At 60.1% G+C, this 24,792-nt stretch carries 19 protein-coding genes; 11 read left to right on the forward strand and 8 right to left on the reverse strand.

The genetic code is table 11. The features are described from left to right. Nucleotides 1-122 precede the first annotated feature (122 nt). A complete protein-coding gene (gene ytfQ, locus ACQY1J_RS04860) occupies nt 123-1,082 on the reverse strand; it encodes a galactofuranose ABC transporter, galactofuranose-binding protein YtfQ (protein ID WP_062581523.1) in 960 nt (319 codons plus the stop codon). 329 nt (nt 1,083-1,411) lie between these two features. Between ytfQ and araD1 the strand changes: the two genes are divergently transcribed. From araD1 to ACQY1J_RS04905, 9 genes are all read left to right on the forward strand, one after another. Continuing rightward, a complete protein-coding gene (gene araD1, locus ACQY1J_RS04865) occupies nt 1,412-2,401 on the forward strand; it encodes an AraD1 family protein (protein WP_430250839.1) in 990 nt (329 codons plus the stop codon). A gap of 1 nt (nt 2,402) precedes the next feature. Then, nucleotides 2,403-3,335 (forward strand): Gfo/Idh/MocA family protein, encoded by a 933-nt coding sequence (locus ACQY1J_RS04870; RefSeq protein WP_156461874.1) that lies wholly within the window; start codon nt 2,403-2,405, stop codon nt 3,333-3,335. A 2-nt stretch (nt 3,336-3,337) separates the two neighbouring features. Beyond that, on the forward strand, nt 3,338-5,182 hold the full coding sequence (locus ACQY1J_RS04875; RefSeq protein WP_062581527.1) for an IlvD/Edd family dehydratase: 1,845 nt from the start codon (nt 3,338-3,340) through the stop codon (nt 5,180-5,182). Nucleotides 5,183-5,271: 89 nt separating this feature from the next. Beyond that, nucleotides 5,272-6,333 carry a multiple monosaccharide ABC transporter substrate-binding protein gene (gene chvE, locus ACQY1J_RS04880; protein WP_062462113.1) on the forward strand — a complete coding sequence of 354 codons (1,062 nt, stop codon included), beginning with the start codon at nt 5,272-5,274 and terminating at the stop codon, nt 6,331-6,333. 53 nt (nt 6,334-6,386) lie between these two features. Continuing rightward, nucleotides 6,387-7,946 (forward strand): multiple monosaccharide ABC transporter ATP-binding protein, encoded by a 1,560-nt coding sequence (gene mmsA / locus ACQY1J_RS04885; RefSeq protein ID WP_430250840.1) that lies wholly within the window; start codon nt 6,387-6,389, stop codon nt 7,944-7,946. Between the two features lie 2 nt (nt 7,947-7,948). After that, complete coding sequence (gene mmsB / locus ACQY1J_RS04890) at nt 7,949-9,139, forward strand: multiple monosaccharide ABC transporter permease (RefSeq protein ID WP_062462120.1); 1,191 nt, start codon at nt 7,949-7,951, stop codon at nt 9,137-9,139. 216 nt (nt 9,140-9,355) lie between these two features. After that, nucleotides 9,356-11,932: a bifunctional lysylphosphatidylglycerol flippase/synthetase MprF gene (gene mprF / locus ACQY1J_RS04895; RefSeq protein ID WP_192085610.1), complete on the forward strand. Its 2,577-nt coding sequence runs from the start codon at nt 9,356-9,358 to the stop codon at nt 11,930-11,932. Next, on the forward strand, nt 11,929-13,317 hold the full coding sequence (locus ACQY1J_RS04900; protein ID WP_430250841.1) for a virulence factor family protein: 1,389 nt from the start codon (nt 11,929-11,931) through the stop codon (nt 13,315-13,317). The genes mprF and ACQY1J_RS04900 overlap by 4 nt, the downstream gene beginning before the upstream one ends. A gap of 286 nt (nt 13,318-13,603) precedes the next feature. Further along, nucleotides 13,604-14,257: a TerC family protein gene (locus tag ACQY1J_RS04905; protein ID WP_062462125.1), complete on the forward strand. Its 654-nt coding sequence runs from the start codon at nt 13,604-13,606 to the stop codon at nt 14,255-14,257. A 41-nt stretch (nt 14,258-14,298) separates the two neighbouring features. On the opposite strand, the gene ACQY1J_RS04910 is transcribed toward ACQY1J_RS04905, so the two are convergent. Next, nucleotides 14,299-15,378, reverse strand: coding sequence for an acyltransferase family protein (locus ACQY1J_RS04910; protein ID WP_430250842.1), 1,080 nt, complete (start codon nt 15,376-15,378; stop codon nt 14,299-14,301). Between the two features lie 172 nt (nt 15,379-15,550). Between ACQY1J_RS04910 and ACQY1J_RS04915 the strand changes: the two genes are divergently transcribed. Beyond that, nucleotides 15,551-16,363, forward strand: coding sequence for a hypothetical protein (locus ACQY1J_RS04915; protein WP_062581532.1), 813 nt, complete (start codon nt 15,551-15,553; stop codon nt 16,361-16,363). Here ACQY1J_RS04915 and ACQY1J_RS04920 read toward each other — a convergent pair. The 6 genes from ACQY1J_RS04920 to ACQY1J_RS04945 form a co-directional block, all read right to left on the reverse strand. After that, complete coding sequence (locus ACQY1J_RS04920) at nt 16,330-17,256, reverse strand: methylenetetrahydrofolate reductase (protein ID WP_430250843.1); 927 nt, start codon at nt 17,254-17,256, stop codon at nt 16,330-16,332. The genes ACQY1J_RS04915 and ACQY1J_RS04920 overlap by 34 nt on opposite strands. A gap of 167 nt (nt 17,257-17,423) precedes the next feature. Then, nucleotides 17,424-18,269: a dipeptide ABC transporter ATP-binding protein gene (locus tag ACQY1J_RS04925; protein WP_062462611.1), complete on the reverse strand. Its 846-nt coding sequence runs from the start codon at nt 18,267-18,269 to the stop codon at nt 17,424-17,426. A gap of 5 nt (nt 18,270-18,274) precedes the next feature. Next, nucleotides 18,275-19,132 carry an ABC transporter ATP-binding protein gene (locus ACQY1J_RS04930; RefSeq protein WP_082471963.1) on the reverse strand — a complete coding sequence of 286 codons (858 nt, stop codon included), beginning with the start codon at nt 19,130-19,132 and terminating at the stop codon, nt 18,275-18,277. Nucleotides 19,133-19,134: 2 nt separating this feature from the next. Continuing rightward, the gene (locus ACQY1J_RS04935; RefSeq protein ID WP_062462138.1) at nt 19,135-20,052 is read right to left on the reverse strand and encodes an ABC transporter permease subunit; all 918 of its coding nucleotides are present in this window, start codon (nt 20,050-20,052) and stop codon (nt 19,135-19,137) included. Nucleotides 20,053-20,081: 29 nt separating this feature from the next. After that, a complete protein-coding gene (locus tag ACQY1J_RS04940) occupies nt 20,082-21,086 on the reverse strand; it encodes an ABC transporter permease subunit (RefSeq protein WP_062462141.1) in 1,005 nt (334 codons plus the stop codon). 156 nt (nt 21,087-21,242) lie between these two features. Further along, nucleotides 21,243-22,838: an ABC transporter substrate-binding protein gene (locus tag ACQY1J_RS04945; RefSeq protein ID WP_062581538.1), complete on the reverse strand. Its 1,596-nt coding sequence runs from the start codon at nt 22,836-22,838 to the stop codon at nt 21,243-21,245. Between the two features lie 497 nt (nt 22,839-23,335). On the opposite strand from ACQY1J_RS04945, the gene ACQY1J_RS04950 reads away from it, so the two are divergent. Then, the gene (locus ACQY1J_RS04950) at nt 23,336-24,769 is read left to right on the forward strand and encodes a M20 family metallopeptidase (RefSeq protein ID WP_430250844.1); all 1,434 of its coding nucleotides are present in this window, start codon (nt 23,336-23,338) and stop codon (nt 24,767-24,769) included. Nucleotides 24,770-24,792: the final 23 nt, after the last annotated feature.

The raw sequence follows: 24,792 nt of genomic DNA on the forward strand, positions 1-24,792 counted from the left end.
AGGAAGTCTGTATGTCTGTCATGCTCCAGCCCGCATAAGTGGAGGCCGGGACAGCTCTTGAAAAAGCTGCCCCGGTTGAAAACTGCCCGGCTCGGTCGCGAGCTAGATCGGGCGGCGGGAGATCAGTAGCCGAGGCCCTTCTTGGCTTCGTACACCTTCATCGGGTCATCAGAAGCCGTGTACAGCTTCGATTCTGTCTGGATCCACTTTGGTGGTTCCTTCTTGTCCTTCAGGTAGGCTTCGAGTGCGTCGAGCGCGGGGCCTGCCATGTTCGGCGTGAGCTCCACAGTCGCGTTTGCTTCACCCTTCGACATAGCCTGGAAAATATCCGGAACGGCGTCGATCGAGACGACCTTGATGTCGGTGCCCGGCTTCAGCCCGGCTTCCTTGATGGCCTGGATCGCGCCGACGGCCATGTCGTCATTATGAGCGTAAACGGCGCAGATGCCCTTGCCGCCGCCTTCTGCCTTGATGAAGCTTTCCATGACTTCCTTACCCTTGGTGCGGGTAAAGTCACCGGTCTGCGAACGCGCGATCTTGATGTTCGAATGCGAGGCAATAGCCTGTTCGAAACCCTTCTTGCGGTTGATGGCAGGTGAGGAACCGGTGGTTCCCTGCAGTTCCACGACCTTGCAGTCCTTGGAGCCGACATCCTTCACCAGCCAGTCGCCTGCAACCTTGCCTTCAAAGGTCTGGTCAGAGGTGACGGCCGTCAGGTAGAGATCTTTCGGTGCATCGATTTCGCGGTCGAGAAGGATGACAGGGATCTTTTCTTCCTTGGCTTCCTTCAGGACTGCGTCCCAGCCGGTGGCAACGACAGGTGCGATCAGGATCGCATCGACGCCCTGGGCGATAAAGCCGCGGATTGCCTTGATCTGGTTTTCCTGCTTCTGCTGCGCATCGGCAAACTTGAGGGTGATGCCGCGCTTTTCGGCCTGCTGCTTCGTCACTGTCGTTTCGGCAGCGCGCCAGCCGGATTCAGATCCGATCTGCGAGAAGCCGATTGTCAGGGATTTTGCGGAAACGCTCGACGCTAGGCATGCGGTAACAACGGCGGTAGCCGCCCATAGTGCTCTCTTCATCTTAAATCCTCCCAGAGATGATAAGAAAACTGACGGTCGAAGGTTTGGCATATAATCATACTTTTGCAAGACGCAAAATTGCGAAAAATCACGCTTTCGAAACGCGATTTTGCGAGATCCTCATTTATCTATATGATTCCACTCGCTATTTAGAATTCTCCCTTGTTTACGATGATGGCACTCTGAAGCCATCTCGTTCTTGACAGTACGTCCCGTTATCCAATAGTCGTATTAATGACGCATCGGATCGTGATCTGATGGGAGGGGTTGGCGCGGTTTCGGGAGACACTGCGCTTCAATATTATCAGACTTATCGGATGGCAGGGCATATGTTGCGAATTCTTCAGGTTGCGAGCTTGTCTGGCGATGTTCAGGTTGTCGCCTGGAGCGGAGATACTCCGCGCGTCGTCAATGGCGTTTCCTCAACCTACGAGCTTGCCCAGAAGGCCATTGCAGCAGGCCTTAGCCTGGCGCAGCAGATCGAAGCACTCGGGCTCGGTGATGAAGTCGACCTCGACGTTGCCGCGCAGAGCGGACGTCTTGGTCTGCCGGTCTCGCATCCCGATCCAGCCCACTTCATCGTCGCCGGCACCGGCCTCACGCATCTCGGTTCCGCCGATGGTCGCGACAAGATGCACAAGGCAGCGCAGTCGGAAGAAAAGCCGACCGACTCCATGCGCATGTTCCTGATGGGCGTCGAGGGCGGCAAGCCGAAGGACGGCGAAGTCGGTGCTCAGCCGGAATGGTTCTACAAGGGCAATGGAACGCAGCTGCGCGCAACCGGCGAAGATCTCGTTTCTCCCTCGTTCGCGCTCGATGGTGGCGAGGAGCCGGAACTGGCGGCGATCTATCTGATCGGCCCCGACGGCACGCCGTTCCGCCTCGGCTTTTGTCTCTCCAACGAATTTTCCGATCACGTGACCGAGAAGGGCAACTATCTCTGGCTTGCCCATTCCAAGCTGCGCCAGGCAGCGCTCGGACCGGAGCTTCTGGTCGGCGAACTGCCTGATCATGTCGAAGGCACGTCGCGCATCCGTCGTGGTGACGAGGTGATCTTCGAAAAGCCGTTCCTGTCGGGCGAAGCGAACATGTCGCACTCGATCGCCAACCTCGAATACCACAATTTCAAATACGACCTGTTCCGCCAGCCGGGCGACCTGCATGTCCATTTCTTCGGCACGGCGACGCTGTCGGTCTCGCATGGCATCAAGACCGAAGCCGGCGATGTGTTCGAGATCGATGCGGCGCCGTTCAAGCTGCCGCTCGTGAACCGTCTGGCTGTGGCGGCGGAAACGACTGTCGCGATCAAGGCGCTCTGAGGTGGCCATGACCCCCATTCGTCTCGCTATCGTCGGACTTGGCAAGATTGCCAGGGACCAGCATCTCGGCGCAATCGAAGCGACCGACGGGATCGATCTCGTCGCAGTCGCCAGCCGCAACGCCTCGCTCGAAAATGTCGCGTGTTTTGCCGATATTCACGAGCTGCTGGCCTCCGGCGTCGAAATCGACGCCGTCTCTCTCTGTACGCCGCCCCAGGGCCGGTTCGAGCAGGCAAAGGCGGCGCTTGAAGCCGGCAAGCATGTAATGCTCGAAAAGCCGCCGGGCGCAACGCTTTCGGAAGTCTTTGCGCTGGAAACGCTGGCGAGAGAAAAAGGCCTCAGCCTGTTTGCAACATGGCATTCCCGCGCTGCCGCGGCTGTCGAGCCTGCACGGGCGCTGATGGCCGAGCGGACGCTGAAAAGCGTTTCGGTCGAGTGGAAGGAAGATGTTCGCCACTGGCATCCGGGTCAGGCGTGGATTTGGGAACCGGGCGGTCTCGGCGTTTTCGATCCCGGCATCAATGCTCTGTCGATCGTCACGCGGATCATGCCCGAAACGTTTCATCTCGTGCGCTCCGAATTGACCTTCCCGGCCAATCGTGCCGCGCCGATCGCTGCAAGCCTTGCCTTCGAAACGAAAAGCGGCTTGCCTGTGGCGGCCGAATTCGACTGGCGTCAGACGGGGCCGCAGACCTGGGACATCCGGGTCGAGACCGAAGAGGGCACGATCGTCCTCACCCACGGCGGCAGCCGCCTGATCGTCGACGGCGAGGCGCAGATCGTCGAGGAAGATCGCGAATATCGCAATCTGTATCGGGATTTCGTGGCGCTCGTCACCAAGGGTGACAGCGATACGGATTTCTCACCGCTGGTGCATGTGGCGGATGCCTTCATGCTTGGCCGGCGCATTGAAACTGAAGCATTCGAGGACTGAAGATGAGCAATTCGGAAAACGCGCCCTCAAGTGAAATCGCCGAAACCGGAGAGCGCCGCCAGGACGCGCGCAAGCTGCGGTCGCGCGCCTGGTTCGACAATCCTGACAACGTCGACATGACCGCGCTCTATCTCGAGCGCTACATGAACTTCGGTCTCAGCCAGGCCGAACTTCAGTCGGACCGGCCGATCATCGGCATCGCCCAGACCGGTTCGGACCTGTCGCCGTGCAACCGCCACCACCTCGAGCTTGCCAACCGTCTGCGCGAAGGTATTCGCGAAGCGGGCGGCATCGCCATCGAATTTCCGGTGCATCCGATCCAGGAAACCGGCAAGCGCCCGACCGCGGGCCTTGACCGCAACCTAGCCTATCTCGGCCTCGTCGAAGTTCTCTACGGTTACCCGCTCGATGGCGTCGTGCTGACGATCGGCTGCGACAAGACCACACCAGCCTGTCTGATGGCTGCTGCCACCGTCAACATTCCAGCCATCGCCCTGTCGGTCGGCCCGATGCTGAACGGCTGGTTCCGCGGTGAACGCACCGGTTCCGGGACGATCGTCTGGAAGGCACGCGAACTTCTGGCCAAGGGCGAGATCGATTACGCGGGCTTTGTGAAGCTTGTCGCGTCTTCGGCACCATCCACCGGCTATTGCAACACAATGGGCACGGCAACGACGATGAATTCGCTGGCCGAAGCGCTGGGCATGCAGCTGCCGGGTTCGGCCGCCATCCCGGCTCCTTACCGTGACCGCCAGGAAGTCTCGTATCTCACTGGCCTTCGCATCGTCGAAATGGTCAGGGAAGACCTGAAGCCTTCGGATATTCTGACCAAGGACGCTTTCATCAACGCCATCCGCGTCAATTCCGCGATCGGCGGCTCGACCAATGCGCCGATCCATCTGAACGCGCTCGCCCGCCATACCGGCGTGGAACTGACGGTCGACGACTGGCAGACCTATGGCGAGGAAGTGCCTCTCCTGGTCAACCTGCAGCCAGCCGGCGAATATCTCGGTGAAGACTATTACCATGCCGGCGGTGTTCCGGCTGTTGTCAACCAGCTGATGACGCAGGGCCTCATCAACGAAGATGCGATGACGGTGAACGGTAAGACGATCGGCGACAACTGTCGCGGTGCGATCATCGAGGACGACAAGGTCATCAAGCGTTACGACGAACCGCTGAAGGCACGCGCCGGCTTCCGCGTTCTGCGCGGCAACCTGTTCTCTTCCGCCATCATGAAGACCAGCGTTATCTCGCCTGAGTTCCGCGAGCGTTACCTCTCCAATCCGAACGATCCGGAAGCCTTCGAAGGCCGTGCGATCGTGTTCGACGGTCCGGAGGATTATCACCACCGCATCGACGATCCATCGCTCGAGATCGACGAGCATTCGGTTCTCTTCATGCGCGGTGCCGGTCCGATCGGTTATCCGGGCGCTGCCGAAGTGGTCAACATGCGCGCTCCCGATTACCTTCTGAAACGGGGTATCAGCTCGCTCGCCTGCATCGGTGATGGACGCCAGTCCGGCACGTCGGGCAGCCCGTCGATCCTCAACGCGTCTCCGGAAGCGGCAGCAGGTGGTGGTCTTGCACTTTTGAAGACCGGCGACCGTGTGCGCATCGATCTCGGTCGCGGCGAAGCCAACATCCTGATTTCGGATGATGAGCTTGCACAACGTCGAAGCACTCTGGACGCCGAGGGCGGCTATCGCTATCCGAAGCACCAGACGCCGTGGCAGGAAATCCAGCGCGGCATCGTCGGGCAGATGGAAACCGGCGCGGTTCTCGAACCGGCTGTAAAATACCAGCGCATTGCGCAGACCGAAGGTCTGCCGCGCGACAATCACTGACCTGAAAAAGGTCGTGAGGGGAGGCGGGGAGCCTCTCCCGGATAATACGGCAGCTTAATTGTGAGCTGCTTGAAACGGAGGAGTTACTTATGAAAATTTTGAAACTCATGACCACGGTTGCAATTTTCGCAGGTGTCGCGCTCGCGTCGCCTGTGTTTGCTGCAGACAAGGGTCTCGTCGGCGTCGCGATGCCGACCAAGTCTTCTGCCCGCTGGATCGCCGATGGCGACAACATGGTCAAGGTTCTGAAAGAACGTGGCTATGACGTGGACCTTCAGTACGCTGAAGACGATATCCCGAACCAGCTGTCGCAGATTGAAAACATGGTCACCAAGGGTGCCAAGGTTCTCGTGATTGCATCGATCGACGGCACGACACTGTCCGACGTTCTGCAGCAGGCTGCCGATCAGAAGATCAAGGTCATTGCCTATGACCGCCTGATCCGCGAAACACCGAATGTCGACTATTACGCGACCTTCGACAACTTCCAGGTCGGCGTTCAGCAGGCAACCTCGCTGGTAAAGGGTCTCAAGGCCGATACCGAAAAGGGCCCGTTCAACATCGAACTGTTCGGCGGTTCGCCGGACGACAACAACGCCTTCTTCTTCTATAACGGTGCGATGAGCGTCCTTCAGCCGCTGATCGACAAGGGCACGCTCAAGGTCGGCTCCGGCCAGACCGGCATGGACAAGGTCGCGACCCTTCGTTGGGATCCGGCAACTGCCCAGTCTCGCATGGACGCCATCCTGTCCTCGACCTATTCCGACAAGAAGCTGAACGGCGTTCTGTCTCCCTATGACGGTATCTCGCTCGGCATCATCTCGTCGCTGAAGGGCGTCGGCTACGGTTCCGGCGACATGCCGATGCCGATCGTCTCCGGTCAGGATGCGGAAGTGCCTTCGGTCAAGTCGATCATCGCCGGCGAACAGTATTCGACGATCTACAAGGACACGCGCGAACTCGCGAAGGTCACCGTAGACATGGTCGATGCTGCCATGAACGGCAAGGAACCGGTTGTCACCGACACCAAGACCTATGACAACGGCAAGAAGGTCGTTCCGTCCTACCTGCTCAAGCCAGTTGTCGTCGACAAGACGAACTGGAAGGTCCTCGTCGATACCGGCTACTACCAGGAATCGCAGCTCAAGTAAGTCTCTGGCCGCGCGGCGCAAGCGTCGCGCGGCTTCCTATTCCAGGAGTTCTCATGCTTGATCCTGTATTGTCGGCGGATAAACCGCCTATTTTGGAAATGCGCGGCATTTCAAAAAGTTTTGGCGCCGTTAAGGCGCTTTCGGACGTGAGCTTTACCGTCAAGGAAGGCGAGATTCACGCCCTTGTCGGCGAAAACGGAGCCGGCAAGTCGACGCTGATGAAGGTGCTTTCGGGCGTGTACCCGCATGGTTCCTACGAAGGCTCGATCCTGTTCGACGGCGAGGAACGCCACTTCCGCGACATCAACGATTCCGAAAAGCTCGGTATCATCATCATTCACCAGGAGCTCGCGCTCATCCCGCTGATGTCGATTGCCGAGAACATCTTTCTCGCGAACGCGCCATCCAAGTACGGAGTGATCGACCGCGATGCTCGCTACATCCGCACCAAGGCCCTGCTCGCCAAGGTCGGTCTCGTTGCCGAGATGCCCGAAACCCTCATCACCAACCTCGGTGTCGGCAAGCAGCAGCTGGTCGAGATCGCCAAGGCACTGTCCAAGGACGTGCGCCTGCTGATCCTCGACGAGCCGACCGCTTCGCTCAACGAAACCGACAGCGCAGCCCTGCTCGAACTCCTCAAGGAATTCCGCCGCAACGGCATTACCTCGATCATGATCAGCCACAAGCTGAACGAGATCTCGGAAGTTGCTGATCGCATCACCGTGCTGCGCGACGGTCGTACGGTCGGCACGCTTGACTGTCACGAAGGTCCGGTCGACGAGGACGAGATCGTCCGTCGCATGGTGGACCGCGATCTCGAAAGCCGTTACCCGAAGCGCGAGCCGAAGATCGGCGAGGTGATCTTCGAGGTCGACGACTGGTCCGTCCACCATCCGCAGCATTCGAACCGCAAGGTGGTCAAGAACGTGTCCATGAAGGTCCGGGCCGGCGAAGTCGTCGGCATTTCCGGCCTGATGGGATCCGGCCGCACCGAGTTCGCGATGAGCGTGTTCGGTCGCGCCTATGGCCGCGATATTTCCGGCACCGTGAAGATCCATGGCAAGCCAGCGGATACCTCGGACGTGCACCGGGCGATCAAGGCGGGCCTTGCCTATGTCACCGAAGACCGCAAACATCTCGGGCTGATCCTGTCTGAGGACATCCGCAAGAATGTCTCGCTCGCGCATCTGGGCGGCGTTTCGTCACGCGGCGTGATCGACGACATCCGCGAAATGAAGGTTGCCCAGGAATTCCGCGACCGTATGCGGATCCGCAGCCATAACGTCTACCAGGAAACCGGCAAGCTTTCCGGCGGCAACCAGCAAAAGGTCGTGCTGTCCAAATGGCTGTTCACCAACCCGGACATCCTGATCCTGGACGAACCCACACGCGGCATCGATGTCGGCGCCAAGTACGAAATCTATTCCATCATCAACGAACTTGCGGATGCCGGTAAGGCAGTCATCGTGATCTCGTCCGAAATGCCCGAGCTCATCGGCATCTGCGACAGGATTATGGTCATGCACGAGGGCGAATTTGTCGGCGAAGTCGCCGGCGAAGAGGCAACGCAGGAAAATATCATGCGCGCTATCATGCGCCGCAAGGGGAGATAATTATGAGCACTCCGCAGGAAGCAATTACCGCTCCCAAGGCGGCGACAGGTTTCTGGAAGGAAAATCTTCGTGACTACGGGATGCTGATCTCGCTGGTCGTGATCGTCATTTTCTTCCAGGTCGCAACGGGGGGCGTTCTGCTGAAGCCGCTCAACATCACCAACATCGTTCTCCAGAACAGCTATATCGTCATCATGGCGCTCGGCATGCTGATGGTGATCGTGACCGGCCACATCGACCTTTCGGTCGGTTCGGTCGCCGGTTTCGTCGGCGCGGTCGCGGCGATGCTGATGGTGCAGTACAGCTTCGACTTTGTCACGGCGAGCATCATCTGCCTCGTGCTCGGTGGCGTGATCGGCGCAATGCAGGGCTATTTCGTCGCCTATTTCAGGATTCCGTCCTTCATCGTGACGCTTGCCGGCATGCTGGTCTTCCGCGGGTTCATGATCGCGGTCCTTAGCGGCCGATCGATCGGTCCCTTCGATCCGACCTTCCAGAAGCTTTCTTCCGGCTTCATCCCGGAACTGATCTCCTCGACGGGCGGCCTTTATCTGACGTCCTTCATCATCGGCCTGGTACTGGCCGCCCTGATGGTCTGGCAGAACTTCAGAAGCCGCGCACGGCGTGTCGAGCATGGCGTCGAATCCGAACCGATGGCTTTCTTCATCGGCAAGAACATCCTTGTCATGGCTGCCATCGGCTATGTCGCCTACCTGATCTCGTCGCACCGCGGCCTGCCCAACGTGCTGATCATCATGGCCGTGCTGATCGTCGCCTACGGCTTCTTCACCAACCGCACGATCATCGGACGGCAGATCTATGCGGTCGGTGGCAATGCCCGCGCAGCCGAACTGTCGGGCATCAAGACCGTGCGTCTGGTGTTCTGGACCTTCGTCAACATGGGTGTGCTGGCAGCGCTTGGCGGCCTCGTCGTTGCCGCTCGCCTCAACAGCGCGACCCCGAAGGCCGGCACGGGCTTCGAGCTCGACGTCATCGCGGCCTGCTTCATCGGCGGCGCCTCGGCTTACGGCGGCGTTGGCAAGGTCACGGGTGCCGTCATCGGCGCCTTCCTGATGGGCGTGATGAACAACGGCATGTCGATCCTCGGCATCGGCATCGACTATCAGCAGGTCATCAAGGGTCTGGTTCTGCTCGGCGCCGTCTGCGTCGACGTCTACAACCAGCGCCGTTGAGCCCTCATCACAGAGAGACAGCGAAAGGCGGGAGCTTCAGCTTCCGCCTTTTTTATTGCGACGCCGATGCGCTAAACCCTTATTGAAAGTAGGCGAGCGCCTACGTAATGAGGGCGGCAACACAGACATATTATTGCCGCGATCGGGTCGCCTTAGCTGCCCGGCTCGTTCGGGGAGAAATCCCCGGCAATGCTTCAACAACCGGCATGACCATTGATGTCCACAGATCAGCAGAAGACGGGCCTCCGCGAGACGTTTGAAAACTATCGCGGCTATCTCGTTCCCTTCATCATCCTCGTGGTCTTCGGCTTCACGACGTTTGCGATCTACGATCTGACGACCGAAGTCAGTTATGACGACGTGCTTGCAGCGCTTGCGGCCACGAAGGCATCGTCCATCCTTCTCGCGATCTTCTTCACCGCGCTGAGTTTTGTTGCCCTGACCGGATACGACCTCAACGCACTCTCCTATATCGGCAAGAAGCTGCCACCGGTGCCGGTCGCGATGACCGCGTTCAGCGCCTATGCGGTTGGCAACACAGCCGGTTTCGGTGCCTTGAGCGGCGGCGCGATCCGATTCCGCGGTTACTCGCGGCTGGGCCTCAGCCCCGACGACATCGGCCGCGTGATCGCCTTTGTCACGCTCGCCTTCGGGATCGGCCTGCTTGGGGTGACTGCGATCGCATCGCTTGTCACGGCGCCTCGGATCGGCAGCCTGCTCGGCATCGGCGAGGGCTGGGTGCGCGGCATTGCGGTTGCGATCATCGTGGTGCTCTCAGCGCTTGTCGTTGCCGGCTGGAATGGCCGCGAAGTGGCATTGGGCAGGCTGAAGCTGCGGCTTCCCGATACGAAAACCTCGTCGCAGCAGTTCCTGATCACGGCGCTCGATATCGCAGCCTCAGCGTCGGTTCTTTACGTGCTTCTGCCGCAGACGGATATCGGCTGGCCGTCGTTCCTGGCGATCTATGCCACAGCTGTCGGAGCCGGCGTTCTCAGCCACGTTCCGGCGGGGCTGGGCGTGTTCGAGACGATCATCGTTGCGGCGCTCGGAAGCACTGTCGATATCGATCAGGTTCTCGGCAGCCTTGTTCTCTACCGGGTCATCTATCACGTGCTGCCGCTTCTGGTCGCGACGCTGTTCGTGATCGGCATGGAGGTGCAGCAGCTTTCCAACCATCCGGTCGCCTCGACGCTGCGCAAGCTGGAATTCCGTCTGGCGCCGCTTCTGCTTGCCGCATTCGCGATGATCGCCGGTGCCATGCTGGTATTTTCGGGCGTCACGCCAACGCCGGATTCGGATCTCGATTTCCTCTATAACTATCTGCCGCTGCCGGTCGTCGAAGGTGCGCATTTTCTGTCCAGCATTCTCGGCATCGTTCTTTTTGCTTCGGCCCGCGGTGTTAGCCAGAGGCTCGACGGGGCGTGGTGGACGGCAACGGCTTGTACCGCGCTGGCTTTGCTGCTCGCCTTCGTGCGTGCGGTCGCGGTGTTTGAAGCGATCTTTCTGGTCATTCTGCTCGCCGGCCTGTTGCTCAGCGCCCGGCAGTTCACCCGTCCGGCGTCACTCCTCCGGCAGGTGCTGACGCCTGCATGGGTCGTGGCGATGCTGGTGCTGGTGGCGGCAGCGATAACAGTTCTTCTGTTCGTCTATCGCGAGGTGGATTACAGCCGCGAGCTCTGGTGGCAGTTCGAGTTTTCGGCAGAAGCGCCGCGTGGGCTTCGCGCGATCCTGGGTGTGGCGATCGTTGCGGGCACGATCGCGATTGCCAGCCTGTTGCGCCCGGCTGCGACCCGCACGGCGCACTCCACGCCGGAGGAGCTGGAGCGGGCGGTCTCGATCGTTCGGCAGCAGGACGTCGCGGACGCGAATGTCGTACGCATGGCCGACAAGCGGTTGATGTTTTCCGCAAACGGCAAGGCTTTCATCATGTACGGCATTCAGGGTCGTTCCTGGATCGCCTTGTTCGATCCGGTCGGCCCGGCAGAGGAAATCCCCGAACTGGTCTGGAGCTTCGTGGAAGAGGCGAGGGCCCAGGGCGGACGGGCCGTCTTCTACCAGATTTCGCCGGCGCTTCTGCCTTACTGCGCCGATGCCGGCATGCGAGCCGTCAAGCTCGGAGAACTGGCGATCGTCGATCTGGAGCGCTTCGATCTCAAGGGAAGTCGTCTCGCCGGTCTGCGCCAGGCCGTCAACAAGGGTCTTCGCGAAGGGCTCGAATTCGACGTGATCGAGCAGGCGGATGTGATGGGCTCGATCGAGGATCTGCGCCGCGTGTCCGATACCTGGCTCGCAGCCCATGAGACACGCGAAAAGACGTTTTCGCTCGGTGCCTTCCAGGATGCCTATGTGGCATCCCAGCCGGTGGCGGTGCTGCGCACGCAGGGAAAGATCGTCGCCTTTGCAACGCTGTCGCTGACGGAGACGAAGCAGGAGGCAACCGTCGACCTTATGCGGTTTGCGCCGGATGCGCCGAGAGGCTCGATGGATTTCCTGTTCGTCCGCTGCATGGAATATCTGCAGGCCGCCGGCTACCGGACCTTCAACCTCGGCATGGCGCCGCTTTCCGGCATGGCACAGAGGGAAGCCGCCCCTGTCTGGGACCGGATCGGTAGCGTGATCTTCGAACACGGCGAGCGGTTCTACAATTTCAAAGGCCTGAAGGCATTCAAAACCAAGTTTCACCCGCACTGGGAACCGCGCTATCTTGCGGTGGCAAGCGTCAGTCCTGCCATCGCGATGGTGGATGCGACGCTGCTGATTGGTGGGGGCTTGAGAGGAGTGGTCGGAAAATGATGATGCTGTCCCGAATTCTCGCCGTCGGCATTCTGCTGGCCGGTGCCGGTTTCGCCTCCGCTCAGCAGCCTGCTTCCGAGCAAACCGGTTCGCAGACGGATGACTACAAGACCGGCATGATCGTCTCGCCGCATATCACTCTGCCCGCCGACAAGGATCTGAAGGCGATGGTCTTCCTGATCTCGAAGGGCGCAGGCTGGGGTGCCGAGGAAGAAAGCCAGGCCAAGGCGCTTGTCGATCAGGGGGCGGCGGTGGTCGGTATCGATTACCCGTCCTACATCGCGTCGCTTGCCAAGGATGACGGCGACTGTATCTACATGGTCTCCGATATCGAAGACCTGTCGCAGCAGGTGCAGCGCCGGATCGGCAATGCCAGTTACCGGCATCCGATCATTGCCGGCATCGGGGATGGCGCAGCGCTTGCGCTCGGCATGATCGCGCAAAGCCCGTTTGCGACAATCTCGAAAGCCATCGCAGTCGATCCGACGGCCGGCATTCCGCTCGAAAAGGTTCTCTGCACCCCCGCGACCAAGGAAAAGGCCGCCGACCGGACGATCTACGGCTTTACCGATGGAAAGCTGCCGGCCGACGTGACGATCGGCTTGACCGATGCGGCCGATGCCGCCGGCAAGGACCACGCCACCAGCCTCAAGGCCGGTTGGCCGGATCTTGAGCTCAAGGACGTATCCGGGCCTGCAACTGAAGCGCTCGCAGATCTCCTCGACACGGCGATTGAAGGTGATGGCAATAGCGATCAACTCGATCTGCCAGTAACGGTCCTGGACACGAAACCGACACTCGACACGATGGCGGTTGTCTATTCCGGCGATGGCGGATGGCGTGATATCGACAGCGAGCTCGGCGGTTATCTGCAGGCCCAGGGTGTGCCTGTGGTCGGGGTGGATTCGCTGCGGTATTTCTGGAAGGAACGCACGCCGCAGGAAACGGCGGATGATCTCGTCAAGATCATCGACACGTACCGGCGCCAGTGGAACGTGAAAAACGTGGTGCTGATCGGCTATTCATTCGGAGCCGACATCCTGCCGGCGACCTTCAACGTTCTGCCGGCTGCGACCAAAGCGAGGGTGAAACAGATGTCGCTGCTGGCGCTGTCGAAAGAGGTCGATTTCGAGATCTCCGTTACCGGTTGGCTTGGTGTTGCCGGTGAGGGCAAGAACGGCGACAGCATTTCCGATATCGCCAAGATCGATCCGCATGTCGTGCAGTGCCTTTATGGTACCGACGAAGACGACGATCCGTGCCCGACGCTCAAACCGCAGGGTATCGAGACGGTCGGCATCGAAGGCGGACACCATTTCGATGAAGATTACGAGGGGCTTGGAAAGCTCATTCTTGAGAGCCTCCACAAGCGGCTGACCAAGTAGAAGCCGTTTTCCCGCGAAGAAATCACACTCCCGTGAGCTGGTTCGTGAGTTGGGGCTTGATTTCTGCGGCTCCCAAGATAAATCTCAGCGCACCAGGACCGGGCCCCTCTGGCAGTTCGAATGAACTGTGATGTCGGACTGGATTGTTCAACTTCAGGTGCCTGGTGTTTGTGGGGGTCGTCAGTCGACCTTGACGGCAATCGAATGGATAGCGGTGTAGTTCCGCCGGTAATTCGTCGCCCCTCTCCACGACATAGGTGCTCCGTATTGAAAGATCGGGTACCAAATGATGGAATTCTTTACGCCGGAGGCACTGTCCGCCCTCGCGCAAGTAATCATGATCGACCTTGTCCTGGCGGGTGACAACGCAATCGTCATCGGCCTGGCCGCTGCCGGCCTGCCCAAGGACCAGCGCGCCAAGGCGATCCTGATCGGTATCATTGCCGCCACCGTGCTGCGTATCGGCTTTGCGCTTGCCACGACCCAGCTTCTGCAGATCGTCGGCCTGCTTCTTGCCGGTGGTGTCCTGCTTCTGTGGGTCTGCTGGAAGATGTGGCGCGAGCTGCGCACCCCGCACAGCCATGAGGACGATGCCGAAAATGTCGTCTCGAAGGCCGTCGAGGAAGGCGAGAACGCGTCCGTCAGCGGTGCGCCACGCAAGACCTTCGCCCAGGCTGCCTGGCAGATCGTCATCGCCGACGTTTCCATGTCGCTCGACAACGTTCTGGCCGTTGCCGGTGCCGCACACGAACATCCCGAAGTGCTGATCTTCGGCCTCATTCTTTCGATCGCCTTGATGGGTATCGCGGCAAGCTTCATCGCCCGCCTGCTCAACAAGCATCGCTGGATTGCTTATGTCGGTCTGGTCGTCATCCTCTACGTTTCGCTGGAGATGATCTACCGCGGCGTTCTGGAAGTCATGCCTTACATCAACGGCTGAGTGCACAAGACCCTGCGGCGGTTTTTCCGCCGCGGGGTCCCTCAGGCAAAGCGGGCGCGCAGTCGCGTCAGGCTGGCCTGAACGGGCTTTGAAAGCCCAATGATCGCTTGTCTCGCGGCAGGCTCAACTGTTCTTGCGATGATCATCGCGACAGCCAACAATCCCCCAATCAACAAAGCCAGAATGGCGAAGCGATTGTCCGACGTGCCGAAATTGGCAAAGGCGGCATAGCCGATATTCTGATGCAGCAGGTAAAGCGGATAGGTGAGCCCGCCAAGCGAGATCGCGAGCCCTCTCTTGATCGGCAGTGTCGGCGCGTAGATCGCGATCGTCACGGCCGCAAGCGCCAGCGGCCCCATCGCGGCCAGGCCCGCGGTATTTCTCCCGAAACCGTACAGGGAAATGAATTCCGGCTCCGTTATGAACGGTGCAGCAATGGCCCAGCCGGCTGCGAGGCTGAGCACTGCAAAGCTTGCCCGGGAGTTTTCCAGTCGCGTCCGAAACAGCGCCAATCCGAAGGCAAAATAGCCTGAATACTGGGTGATCAGCAGTTTCTGCAGCACGACGCTTTGCAGCGCTGTCTCGTTCAGCACCGAAATGGCAAGCCAGACCGTGACGATGAGACGCCAGTGCGACTTCAACAGGCCTGTTGCGAGAGCGACGAAGATCCAGCCGTAGAAGATGATCTCGTAGGCGATCGTCCAGTATGCTCCGTCGAGGAAGGGTTGGCCGAATACGCGCGACAGGATCACGAGATGGGCCAGCCATTGCCGCACCGTCGGGGCACTGAGCGCCGGGACCGGCCAGATCGACAGGACGACGGCGGTGATGGTGGCGCAGACGACGAATGTCGGCCAGAGCCTTGCAAACCGTCCAGCGGCAAAATCAAAGGCCGATCGACCTTCTGCCGACATCATGATGACGTAGCCGGAGATGGCAAAGAAGATCAGCAGGCCGATATCGAACCACTTGGCTATCGGCGCGAGCTCCGGAAAGCCGATCCCGGCGCCTTCTCCGGTGATCCGCATGCGAAAACCGTAGTGGAAGAACAGGACGAGCAGGGCCGAGACCAGCCGGAGCAGATCGAGGTTCAAGAGCCGCACAGGCTTTGCTTCCGTCATCACAGCCTCCCGGCAACCGCAACATCGCTACAGCGTATCGCGGCCGCGTTGGGAAAGCGTGAATGAGGCCGGCTGCTCTTGCCGCTTTACCGGAATGTGGCTCCCAGCCTCTATCGGGAAGTCCGTTCTCGTCTATAACCGATTGATCGCGGTTATCCGGAGCGGGGGGCTCATGACGGTTTTTCTTTGCAATGCCTGTAGCACATCCTATCCCGATCGTGCCGAACCACCCGCATCTTGCCCGATCTGCCTCGACGACCGGCAATATGTCCCGGCTTCCGGCCAGGCGTGGGTTTCCGCTGAAAAGCTTGCGCAGGGGCATGCCAATAGCTGGCTCGAACTCGAGCCTGGCCTCCTTTCCATCCGTACCGTTCCCGCGTTTGCTATCGGCCAGCGGGCGCTTCTGGTGCAGACACCGTCCGGAAACATTCTCTGGGATTGTATCGCGCTCCTCGACGACGCGACGAAGACGCTGGTCAAATCGCTGGGCGGGTTGAGCGCCATCGCGATCTCCCATCCGCACTATTACTCAACCATGCAAGATTGGGCCGAGGCCTTCGATTGCCCGATCTATATCCACGCTCTGGACAGCCAGTGGATCCAGCGTCCGTCCGATCACGTCCGCCTGTGGGACGAGGATGCGCTCGTCCTGTCTTCTTCCGCGACGCTTGTACATGCCGGCGGTCATTTCGCTGGCGGAACTGTGATGCACTGGACAGCGCCGGATGGAACAGGCGTGCTCTTGGCCGGTGACATTGTGCAGGTGACGCCGGGGGCCGACCGGGTTTCGTTCATGTGGAGCTATCCCAACATGATGCCGCTCAGCGCAGCTGAGGTGGCGGATGTCGCGGAACGGCTGGCGGCCTGGCCGTTCGAGCGGATCTACGGAGCCTTCGCCAAACAGGATATCCGCGGCAACGGCCAGGCGATCGTCGCGCGCTCGGCAAAAGACTATATCGCGCGGATTTCAGCCAGCGCAGGTTGACGCTCGTTCATCCATTCCGCGCTGGCTCTGATACCACCCAGCGGGAAGACGTGGATCTGCTCGATCAAGCTTTGCGGGTTGCGGGCCTTGTAGTCGGCGATTTCAGTCAGGAATTCGGTCGGCTCGTAGGGTACCAGGAGTTTGGAGATGTCCATGGCCCGCTTCTGGATGACGCTGATCGACGGGCCGACACCGCAGGTGAGGGCGAATTTGATCAGCGTCTGAAGCTTGGTCGGTCCCGCGACGCCGAGATGGATCGGCATGCGGACGCCGGCTGCAGCGATCCGCTCCGCCCACAGGATCACCGGCCGCGAATCGAAGGCGAACTGGGTGACGATCGCGAGCTTCGCATCGGTGCTTTCGGAATAGATCTGCTTGAACTTCAAGGCTTCGTCGACAAGCTTGGTCGTGCCGTCGAGGTCGATATCCCTGTTGCCTTCGGGATGGCCGGCGACATGCAGGCGCTTGAAGCCGTGACGGTCGAAGATGCCGGTCTCGATCAGCTGCAGCGAACTGTTGAGAGCGCCAGCAGGACGCGACAGACCGCCGCCGAGGACGAGCGCCTGGTCCACACCTGCCTCGGTGTGATATCTGCTTACCCAGTCGTCGAGCATGGCGCGGCTCTCGATGCTGCGGGCCGGAATGTGCGGCATGACCTCGAAGCCATCTTCACGCAGCCGTTTGGCCGTCTTCACCATATCGTCGATTGGTGTGCCGTCGATATGGGCGATATAGACCCGAGTGTTTGCGGGCAGCAGCGTCGTGAAGTCGTCGATCTTGGCCGCGGTGCGCGGCATCACCTCGATCGAGTATCCCTCGACCAGGGACTTGAGCGAGGCGGGCTCCGGCGCTTTGTCCTGCTGCCTGCCTCTGAACAAGTTCAACAATGCCATGCCGCTACTCCCACCCTGCCACAATGACGCTCGCCGCTTTCCGGCGAACTGGCAGAGGTTTCTTCTTGCATGACTTCTGATGCGAGAGATTTCTCTCTGCGTCAACTTCAAGCTCAATTCCGTGCTAATGCCGACAGCTGCCGGCATTATCAGTGCATCTTAGGCGTTCAAGCGGCCGAGGCAGCCTTCTTCTTAGCAATACGAGCGCGGATCGATTCGACATCGGCGCGCGGCGTCGCCTTGAACAGGGTCTGGGTGTATTCGTGCTTCGGCGCCGAGAACACTTCTTCGCGCGTTCCGTATTCGACCGCCTCGCCGAAATACATCACCATCACCTCGTCGGCGATGTAGCGCACGACGGAAAGGTCGTGGCTGATGAAGACGTAGGTGAGGTTGAACTCGTCCTGCAGGTCGGCCAGCAGGTTAAGAACCTGTGCCTGAACCGAAAGATCGAGCGCCGAGACGGGTTCGTCGAGCACGAGAAGCTTCGGGTTCATCATCAGCGCACGGGCGATCGCTATGCGCTGGCGCTGGCCGCCGGAGAACATGTGCGGATAGCGGTTGTAATGTTCCGGACCGAGGCCGACCTTGATCAGCATCTCGGTTGCGCGGTCGCGCCGCTCGGATGCCGGCATCGACGTGTTGATCGCCAGCGGTTCGCCCAGAACGTCGCCGATCTTCTGGCGCGGGTTGAGCGAACCATAGGGGTTCTGGAACACGATCTGCACCTTCTGGCGCATTTCTGATGTCAGGTGGCCCGGACGCGTATCCATCTTCTGGCCGTCGATGATCAGTTCGCCGGCCGTCGGTTCGTCGATGAAGGTGATCATGCGGGCAAGCGTGGACTTGCCGCAGCCGCTTTCGCCGACGATTGCCAGCGTCTTGCCGCGTTCCAGCTTGAAGGAGACGCCCTTGACCGCATGGACGGTCTTTTTCGGCTTCATGAAGCCTGCCGGCAGTTCGTAGTCGCGCTTGATGTCGCGCACTTCCAGCATGATGTCGGTGTTGGTCATATCGGTCATGCATTCACTCCCGAAGGCTGGTCCGGATTGCCGTCGAAAAAGGCGGAGACGGTGGTCAGTCGGTCGCCCGTCGCGTTTTCCGGCAGGGCTGCGAGAAGCGCCTTGGTATAGTTGCTCTGCGGGTTTTCAAACAGCGAAAGCACGTCGGCTTCCTCCATCTTGCGGCCCTTGTACTGCACCACGACCCGGTCGGCGGTTTCGGCGACGACGCCCATGTCGTGGGTGATCATGATCAGGCCCATGCCAGTGCGGGTCTGCAGGTCCATGATCAAGTCGAGGATCTGCTTCTGGATGGTGACGTCGAGTGCTGTCGTCGGTTCGTCGGCGATCAACAGCTTCGGGTCGCAGGCAATCGCGATGGCGATCATCACGCGCTGACACTGGCCGCCAGACATCTGGTGCGGAAAGCTGTTCAGCCGTTCCGCGGGGTCCGGCAAGCCGACCAGCTTGAACAGTTCGATGGCGCGGGCGCGGCGGGCTTGTCTGTCGAGGCCGAGGTGGATGCGCAGCACTTCCTCGATCTGGAAGCCGACCGTGAAGCAAGGGTTGAGGCTTGCCACCGGCTCCTGGAAGATCATCGCGATATCCTTGCCGATCAGCTTGCGACGATCGGCAGGGCTCAGTTTCTGGAAGTCCTTGCCTTCAAACAGCATGCGGTCGGCGGTGATCTTCGCCGTCCACGGCAGAAGCCCCATGACGGCCAGCATCGAAACGGACTTGCCGGAGCCGCTTTCGCCGACGATGGCGAGCACTTCGCCCTTTTCGACCGTGATCGAGACGCCGTCGACGGCCCGGAACCAGCCGGTCGCGGTTTCGAACTCAACGGTGAGATTGTCGATTTGCAGAAGCGCCATGATCAGGACCTCTTCAGTTTCGGGTCAAGCGCATCGCGCAGGCCGTCGCCCATCAGGTTGATGGCAAGAACGGTGATGAGAATTGCAAGGCCGGGGAAGGTGACGACCCACCAGGCGCGCAGGATGAACTCGCGTGCTTCGGCCAGCATCGTGCCCCATTCGGGCGCCGGCGGCTGTGCGCCCATGCCGAGGAAGCCGAGTGCTGCTGCATCGAGGATCGCGTTCGAGAAGGACAAAGTCGCCTGGACGATGAGCGGTCCGGTGCAGTTCGGCAGGATGGTGCGGAACATCAGACGGATCGGACCGGCGCCGGCGATGCGGGCAGCGGTGACGTAATCCTTCGTCTTCTCTTCCATGACGGCGGCGCGGGTCAGTCGCACGAAATGCGGCTGCAGGGTGAGCGCGATGGCGATCATGCCGTTGGTGAGGCTGGGCCCGAGGATTGCGACCAGAACGAGCGCCAGAAGCAACGACGGAAACGCCAGGATGATGTCCATCAGGCGCATGATCACCGTATCGATCCAGCCGCGATAGTAGCCTGCGATCAGGCCGACGAGAATGCCGCCGAGCAGCGACAGCGTCGTCACGAACAGGCCGATGAACAGCGAATACTGCGCGCCGTAGATGAGGCGCGAAAGAATGTCGCGACCGACGGGGTCTGTTCCGAGAAGAAAGCTCCAGCTGCCGCCTTCGGCCCATACCGGCGGCCGCAGCACGGCGTCACGATACTGTTCGAACGGTGAATGCGGGGCAATCACCGGAGCGAGGACGGCTACGACCACGAGAGCGATGAAAACGAACAGGCCGATGACGGCACCGCGGTTTTCGGAAAAGTAGAACCAGAACTCCTTGAGCATCTGGCGGCGCATCTGCCCGGTCGTGACGATCTCTGGCGTCTTGGCGGTTATTGCATCTGCCATGGGATTTTTCTCCTTCTTATCTCGGCGGATCAGTGGCGGATACGGGGATTGATGAGGCCGTACATGAGGTCGACGATGAGGTTGACCGTCATGATGATCGCCGCGATCAGAAGCAGGCCACCCTGGATGACCGGGTAGTCGCGACGGAAGACGCTATCGACCATCCACTTGCCGATGCCCGGCCAGGAGAAGATCGTCTCGGTCAGGATCGCGCCCGCAAGCATGACGCCGATCTGCAAACCGATGGTGGTGATGACCGGGATCATCGCGTTGCGCAGGGCATGCACGCCGACGACGCGGAACGGCGACAGGCCCTTGGCGCGGGCTGTGCGCACGTAGTCTTCGGACAGCACTTCCAGCATGGCCGAGCGGGTCTGGCGGGCGATGACGGCAAGCGGGATGGTGGCAAGCACGATCGACGGCAGCGCCAGATGGCTGATGGCCGAGGAGAAGGCACCCTTTTGCCCGGACAGCAGCGAGTCGATCAGCATGAAGCCGGTGACCTGCGGGAAGTAGAACATAAGCGAGATGCGACCCGAAACCGGGAACCACTGCAACGTGCCGGAAAACAGAATGATCAGAAGCAGGCCCCACCAGAAGATCGGCATCGAATAGCCGACCAGCGCGATGCCCATCAGACCCTGGTCAAAGATCGAACCCCGCTTCATGGCGGCGATGACGCCGGCGGGAATGCCGAGCGCAACGGCGATGATCATTGCGCAGATGGACAGCTCGACGGTCGCTGGAAACAGCGCCCAGAACTGGTCGAGGATCGGCTTCTTGGAGACGATCGAGGAGCCGAAGTCACCCGTCAGCACGCCGCCGAGATAATCGAAATACTGGATGACCATCGGGCGGTCCATGCCAAGCTGGGCGCTGATCTGCGCATGCCGCTCGGGCGACATGACGCGCTCGCCGGACAACAGCATGACCGGATCGCCCGGCAGGAGCCGGATGAAGGAAAAGGCGATGATCGAGACCCCGAGGAAGGTCGGGATCAGCACGGCGAGGCGCCGCAGTAGCAAACCAAACATTGTAAGCCTTTGTGGAAGGGGCTCCGGTCGATTTCAGACCGTGTCAAGCCACGAACCGAGCCATTTCGGCGTCGCGCCGCATTTTTGGGCGTCTCATAAGAAAATGCCGCGGGAAACGCAACGCTCCCCGCGGCAAAAAGTTGTGATTAGGCTGGATTACTCAGCGATATCGACGGTCTCGAACGTAAAGTCGCCAAGCGGGCTCTGGGTAAAGCCGGTCACACCCTTTGCCATCGGGACGATAGCAAGCGAGTGATCGAGGGTTGCCCAAGGTGCTTCCTTCTTGAAGACGACCTGCGCCTGCTCATAAAGCTTGGTGCGCTCGGCCATGTCGGACGTGACCTTGGCCTTCTTCACCAGTTCGTCGAACTCCTTGTTGCACCACTGAGCGCGGTTGTTGCCGCCGACGGCGTCACAACCAAGCAGGGTGTCGAGGAAGTTGTCCGGGTCACCGTTGTCGCCGGTCCAGCCGAGCATGGCAGCACCGTCGCGGTCCTTTGCCTTCGAACGCTGCAGGTATTCTGCCCATTCGTAGGAAACGATCTCGACCTTGACGCCGATCTTGGCGAAATCGTCCTGGATGATTTCAGCGGCGCGGCGCGCGTTCAGCATGTAGGGACGCGAAACCGGCATCGCCCAGACCTTCATGGAGAGGTCCTTGACGCCAGCATCGGCCAGCATCTTCTTGGCGGCTTCGAGATCGTATGTGTCGTCCTTGACGGAGTTGTTGTAGGACCACATCGTCGGCGGGATCGGGTTGGTTGCAGGCGTTGCCATGCCCTGGAAGACGGCGTCGACGATCGCGTTCTTGTTGATCGCCTTGTTGAGCGCGATGCGCACTTCCGGCTTGTCGAACGGAGCCTGGGTCGTGTTGTAGGCGAGGTAGGCGATGTTGAGGCCTTCCTGCTCCAGAACCTGAAGGTTCGGGTCCGACTTCATCGACTGGACGTCAGCGGCGTTCGGGAAAGGCATCAGGTGGCATTCGCCGGCCTTGAGCTTCTGGTAACGAACGGCAGCGTCGCTGGTGATCGCGAAGACGAGGTCGTCGATCTTCGGCGCGGTGCCCCAGTAATCGGCGTTCTTCTTGAAGCGGATGATGGCATCCTGCTGGTAGGCGACGAAGGTGAACGGACCAGTGCCAACCGGGTTCTGGTTCAGCTGTTCCTTCTTGCCGTCCTTGTCGAGGCTGTCTGCGTATTCCTTCGACAGGATCGAAGCGAAAGGCATGGCCAGGTTGGCGAGGAAAGGTGCTTCCGGACGGTTCAGCGTCATCTTCACGGTCAGGTCATCGACCTTTTCGATCGACTTGATAAGCTTCGGGAAGCCCATGCCGTCGGCATATTCCCAAGAAGCGCCGTTGATGTACTTGTTCCAGGCGTTCTTCTCGTCGATCTGACGACCAATGGAGAAGATCACGTCATCGGCATTCAGCGCGCGCGTCGGGGTGAAGAATTCCGTGGTCTGGAACTTCACGTTCGGGCGCAGCTTGAATGTGTAGACGGTGCCGTCGGACGAAATGTCCCAGCTCTCGGCAAGACCGGCTTCCGGCTGCGTCGTGCCAGGCTTGAATTCGAGCAGGCGGTTGTAGATCGGGTGGGCCGAAGCGTCGAACGTCGTGCCGGCGGTGTACATGCCGGGGTCGAAGCCTTCTGGCGAACCTTCGGAGCAATACACGAAGGTCTTGGCGTTCGCAGCGCCTGCGAAAATTGTTGCCGACAGCAGGGCTGTGGCAAGGGCGAGCTTGTATTTCATATCGGTCTCCCAATGACCTTGAGCCGGCTAACTGCCAGGCTAGGCCGTGTTTTGAATTTGATGATACGCTTACGTGCGCGTCAATCCTGCTTGTGTGTCTCACCTCCTGGTCGCAAATCTTTTGTTTGCTGACCGTATTCTTCAGTCTTCGACGGATCTCCGATACCTTTTCGGCACTCAACCCATGTTTTCTCGAATTGACGACGGATTTCCAAGTATTCGGCTTTCATGAGCATGAACTCACGGCGTCGGCCTTATTTACGCAAAATTGTTATCGTCTTCTGCGGTATCCTTGGTCTTCCTGTGACGTCGGGCGCGAGCATAGCGATTATGATGCACTTGTCGAGATACCAAGTTTCACGCGTTGCGTTGCCGAGCGCAGCGTGTTGATTTTTTCAGCCGCGCTTATTTTTTAAGCTGCCGGTCCATTGTCATTGGGCGGGAAACGGTTAGGGTTTGGCGCCTTCAGGACCGAATGCTTGATCGAGGCGCATATTATGACGACCGTAAATTCCAATCTTCCCCACATCTTAACTCTTATCGACCGCAGGACCGAGGTTTTCCGGGAGCTGTCCGACCGCGTCTGGGAGACGCCGGAAACCTGCTACATGGAAACCCTGTCCGCGGCAGCGCATCGGGAAATGCTGGAAACTCAAGGGTTCCGGATCACCGATAACGTGGCCGGCATTCCGACCGCGCTGATCGGCGAGGCTGGGGAAGGTGGACCGGTGATTGCCTTTCTCGGGGAGTTCGACGCTCTTGCCGGGTTGAGCCAGAAGGCGGGCGAAACCGCTTACGATCCGATCACTGCCGGCGCAAACGGCCATGGCTGCGGCCATAATCTTCTCGGTTCCGCCTCGCTTCTTGCCGCAACGGCTCTCAAGGACTGGCTCGAAGCCAACGGAACGCCGGGACGCGTGCGCTATTACGGCTGCCCGGCGGAAGAGGGCGGGGCTGCCAAAGCGTTCATGGTGCAGTCCGGTGCGTTTGAAGATGTCGATATCGCCATCAGCTGGCACCCCAGCAATTTCGCAGGCGTCCAGCGCGAGACATCGCTTGCCAACTGCCGTGTCGATTTTACCTTTACCGGGCGTGCGGCGCATGCCGCGGCGGTTCCGGAACTTGGCCGCAGTGCGCTCGATGCCGTCGAGTTGATGAGTGTCGGCGTCAACTATATGCGCGAGCACATGCCATCCGATTGCCGGATCCACTACGCGGTTCTCGACAGCGGCGGCATTTCGCCGAACGTCGTCCAAGCGCATGCCAAGGTTCGCTACGTCATTCGTGCACCCGAATTGCCGGGCCTGCTGCCTCTGATCGAGCGGGTCAAGAAGGTCGCGGAAGGTGCGGCGCTGATGACCGAAACGAAGGTGGAAAGCACGATCCTTGCCGGCGTTTCCAACCTCGTCGTCAACACACCGCTGATGGACGCGATGCAGGATGTCTGGGAAAGCCTCGGCCCGCCGCCTTTTAATGCCGCCGACCAGGAATTTGCGGCCAAGATCCGTGCAACGCTGACGCCGGAGGATATCGCGGCGAGCTGGCGCCAGGAGCGGCTTGACGAACGCGATGTTCCGCTGGCGGATTTCGTGCTTCCAGCGCATGGCGAGCTTCGTCAGATGGGCGGCTCGACCGATGTCGGCGATGTCAGCTGGGTGGTGCCGACCGTTCAGGCCTATGGCGCAACGCTTGCCATCGGAACCCAGCTTCATACATGGCAGGTCGTCGCGCAAGGCAAGAGCGAGCTTGCTCACAAGGGCATGGTGTCCGTTGCCAAGGCGATGGCCGCCACGGGTCTTGTGGCGCTGGAAAGCGAGCAGCTGCGCGAGGCCGCCTGGGCGGATCTGAGGAAGCGGCTGAAGGGCCAGGCCTATATCAGCCCGATGCCTGCCGGTACCGAGCCGCCGGTCGCCGCAATGACGGTGAAGTGAACACGTAAGCCGTCGTGTCAACT

Origin of the sequence: Neorhizobium sp. DAR64860/K0K1 (assembly GCF_050500205.1) — a bacterium.
GTDB classification, from domain to species: Bacteria; Pseudomonadota; Alphaproteobacteria; order Rhizobiales; family Rhizobiaceae; genus Neorhizobium; species Neorhizobium soli.

What these genes read in the sequence shown, in the direction of transcription:
- ytfQ (WP_062581523.1), bottom strand. Translation starts at nt 1,082, where the DNA reads ATGAAGAGAGCACTATGGGCGGCTACCGCCGTTGTTACCGCATGCCTA.
- araD1 (WP_430250839.1), top strand. Translation starts at nt 1,412, where the DNA reads ATGTTGCGAATTCTTCAGGTTGCGAGCTTGTCTGGCGATGTTCAGGTT.
- ACQY1J_RS04875 (WP_062581527.1), top strand. Translation starts at nt 3,338, where the DNA reads ATGAGCAATTCGGAAAACGCGCCCTCAAGTGAAATCGCCGAAACCGGA.
- chvE (WP_062462113.1), top strand. Translation starts at nt 5,272, where the DNA reads ATGAAAATTTTGAAACTCATGACCACGGTTGCAATTTTCGCAGGTGTC.
- mmsA (WP_430250840.1), top strand. Translation starts at nt 6,387, where the DNA reads ATGCTTGATCCTGTATTGTCGGCGGATAAACCGCCTATTTTGGAAATG.
- mmsB (WP_062462120.1), top strand. Translation starts at nt 7,949, where the DNA reads ATGAGCACTCCGCAGGAAGCAATTACCGCTCCCAAGGCGGCGACAGGT.
- mprF (WP_192085610.1), top strand. Translation starts at nt 9,356, where the DNA reads ATGTCCACAGATCAGCAGAAGACGGGCCTCCGCGAGACGTTTGAAAAC.
- ACQY1J_RS04900 (WP_430250841.1), top strand. Translation starts at nt 11,929, where the DNA reads ATGATGATGCTGTCCCGAATTCTCGCCGTCGGCATTCTGCTGGCCGGT.
- ACQY1J_RS04905 (WP_062462125.1), top strand. Translation starts at nt 13,604, where the DNA reads ATGATGGAATTCTTTACGCCGGAGGCACTGTCCGCCCTCGCGCAAGTA.
- ACQY1J_RS04910 (WP_430250842.1), bottom strand. Translation starts at nt 15,378, where the DNA reads ATGACGGAAGCAAAGCCTGTGCGGCTCTTGAACCTCGATCTGCTCCGG.
- ACQY1J_RS04915 (WP_062581532.1), top strand. Translation starts at nt 15,551, where the DNA reads ATGACGGTTTTTCTTTGCAATGCCTGTAGCACATCCTATCCCGATCGT.
- ACQY1J_RS04920 (WP_430250843.1), bottom strand. Translation starts at nt 17,256, where the DNA reads ATGGCATTGTTGAACTTGTTCAGAGGCAGGCAGCAGGACAAAGCGCCG.
- ACQY1J_RS04925 (WP_062462611.1), bottom strand. Translation starts at nt 18,269, where the DNA reads ATGACCAACACCGACATCATGCTGGAAGTGCGCGACATCAAGCGCGAC.
- ACQY1J_RS04930 (WP_082471963.1), bottom strand. Translation starts at nt 19,132, where the DNA reads ATGGCGCTTCTGCAAATCGACAATCTCACCGTTGAGTTCGAAACCGCG.
- ACQY1J_RS04935 (WP_062462138.1), bottom strand. Translation starts at nt 20,052, where the DNA reads ATGGCAGATGCAATAACCGCCAAGACGCCAGAGATCGTCACGACCGGG.
- ACQY1J_RS04940 (WP_062462141.1), bottom strand. Translation starts at nt 21,086, where the DNA reads ATGTTTGGTTTGCTACTGCGGCGCCTCGCCGTGCTGATCCCGACCTTC.
- ACQY1J_RS04945 (WP_062581538.1), bottom strand. Translation starts at nt 22,838, where the DNA reads ATGAAATACAAGCTCGCCCTTGCCACAGCCCTGCTGTCGGCAACAATT.
- ACQY1J_RS04950 (WP_430250844.1), top strand. Translation starts at nt 23,336, where the DNA reads ATGACGACCGTAAATTCCAATCTTCCCCACATCTTAACTCTTATCGAC.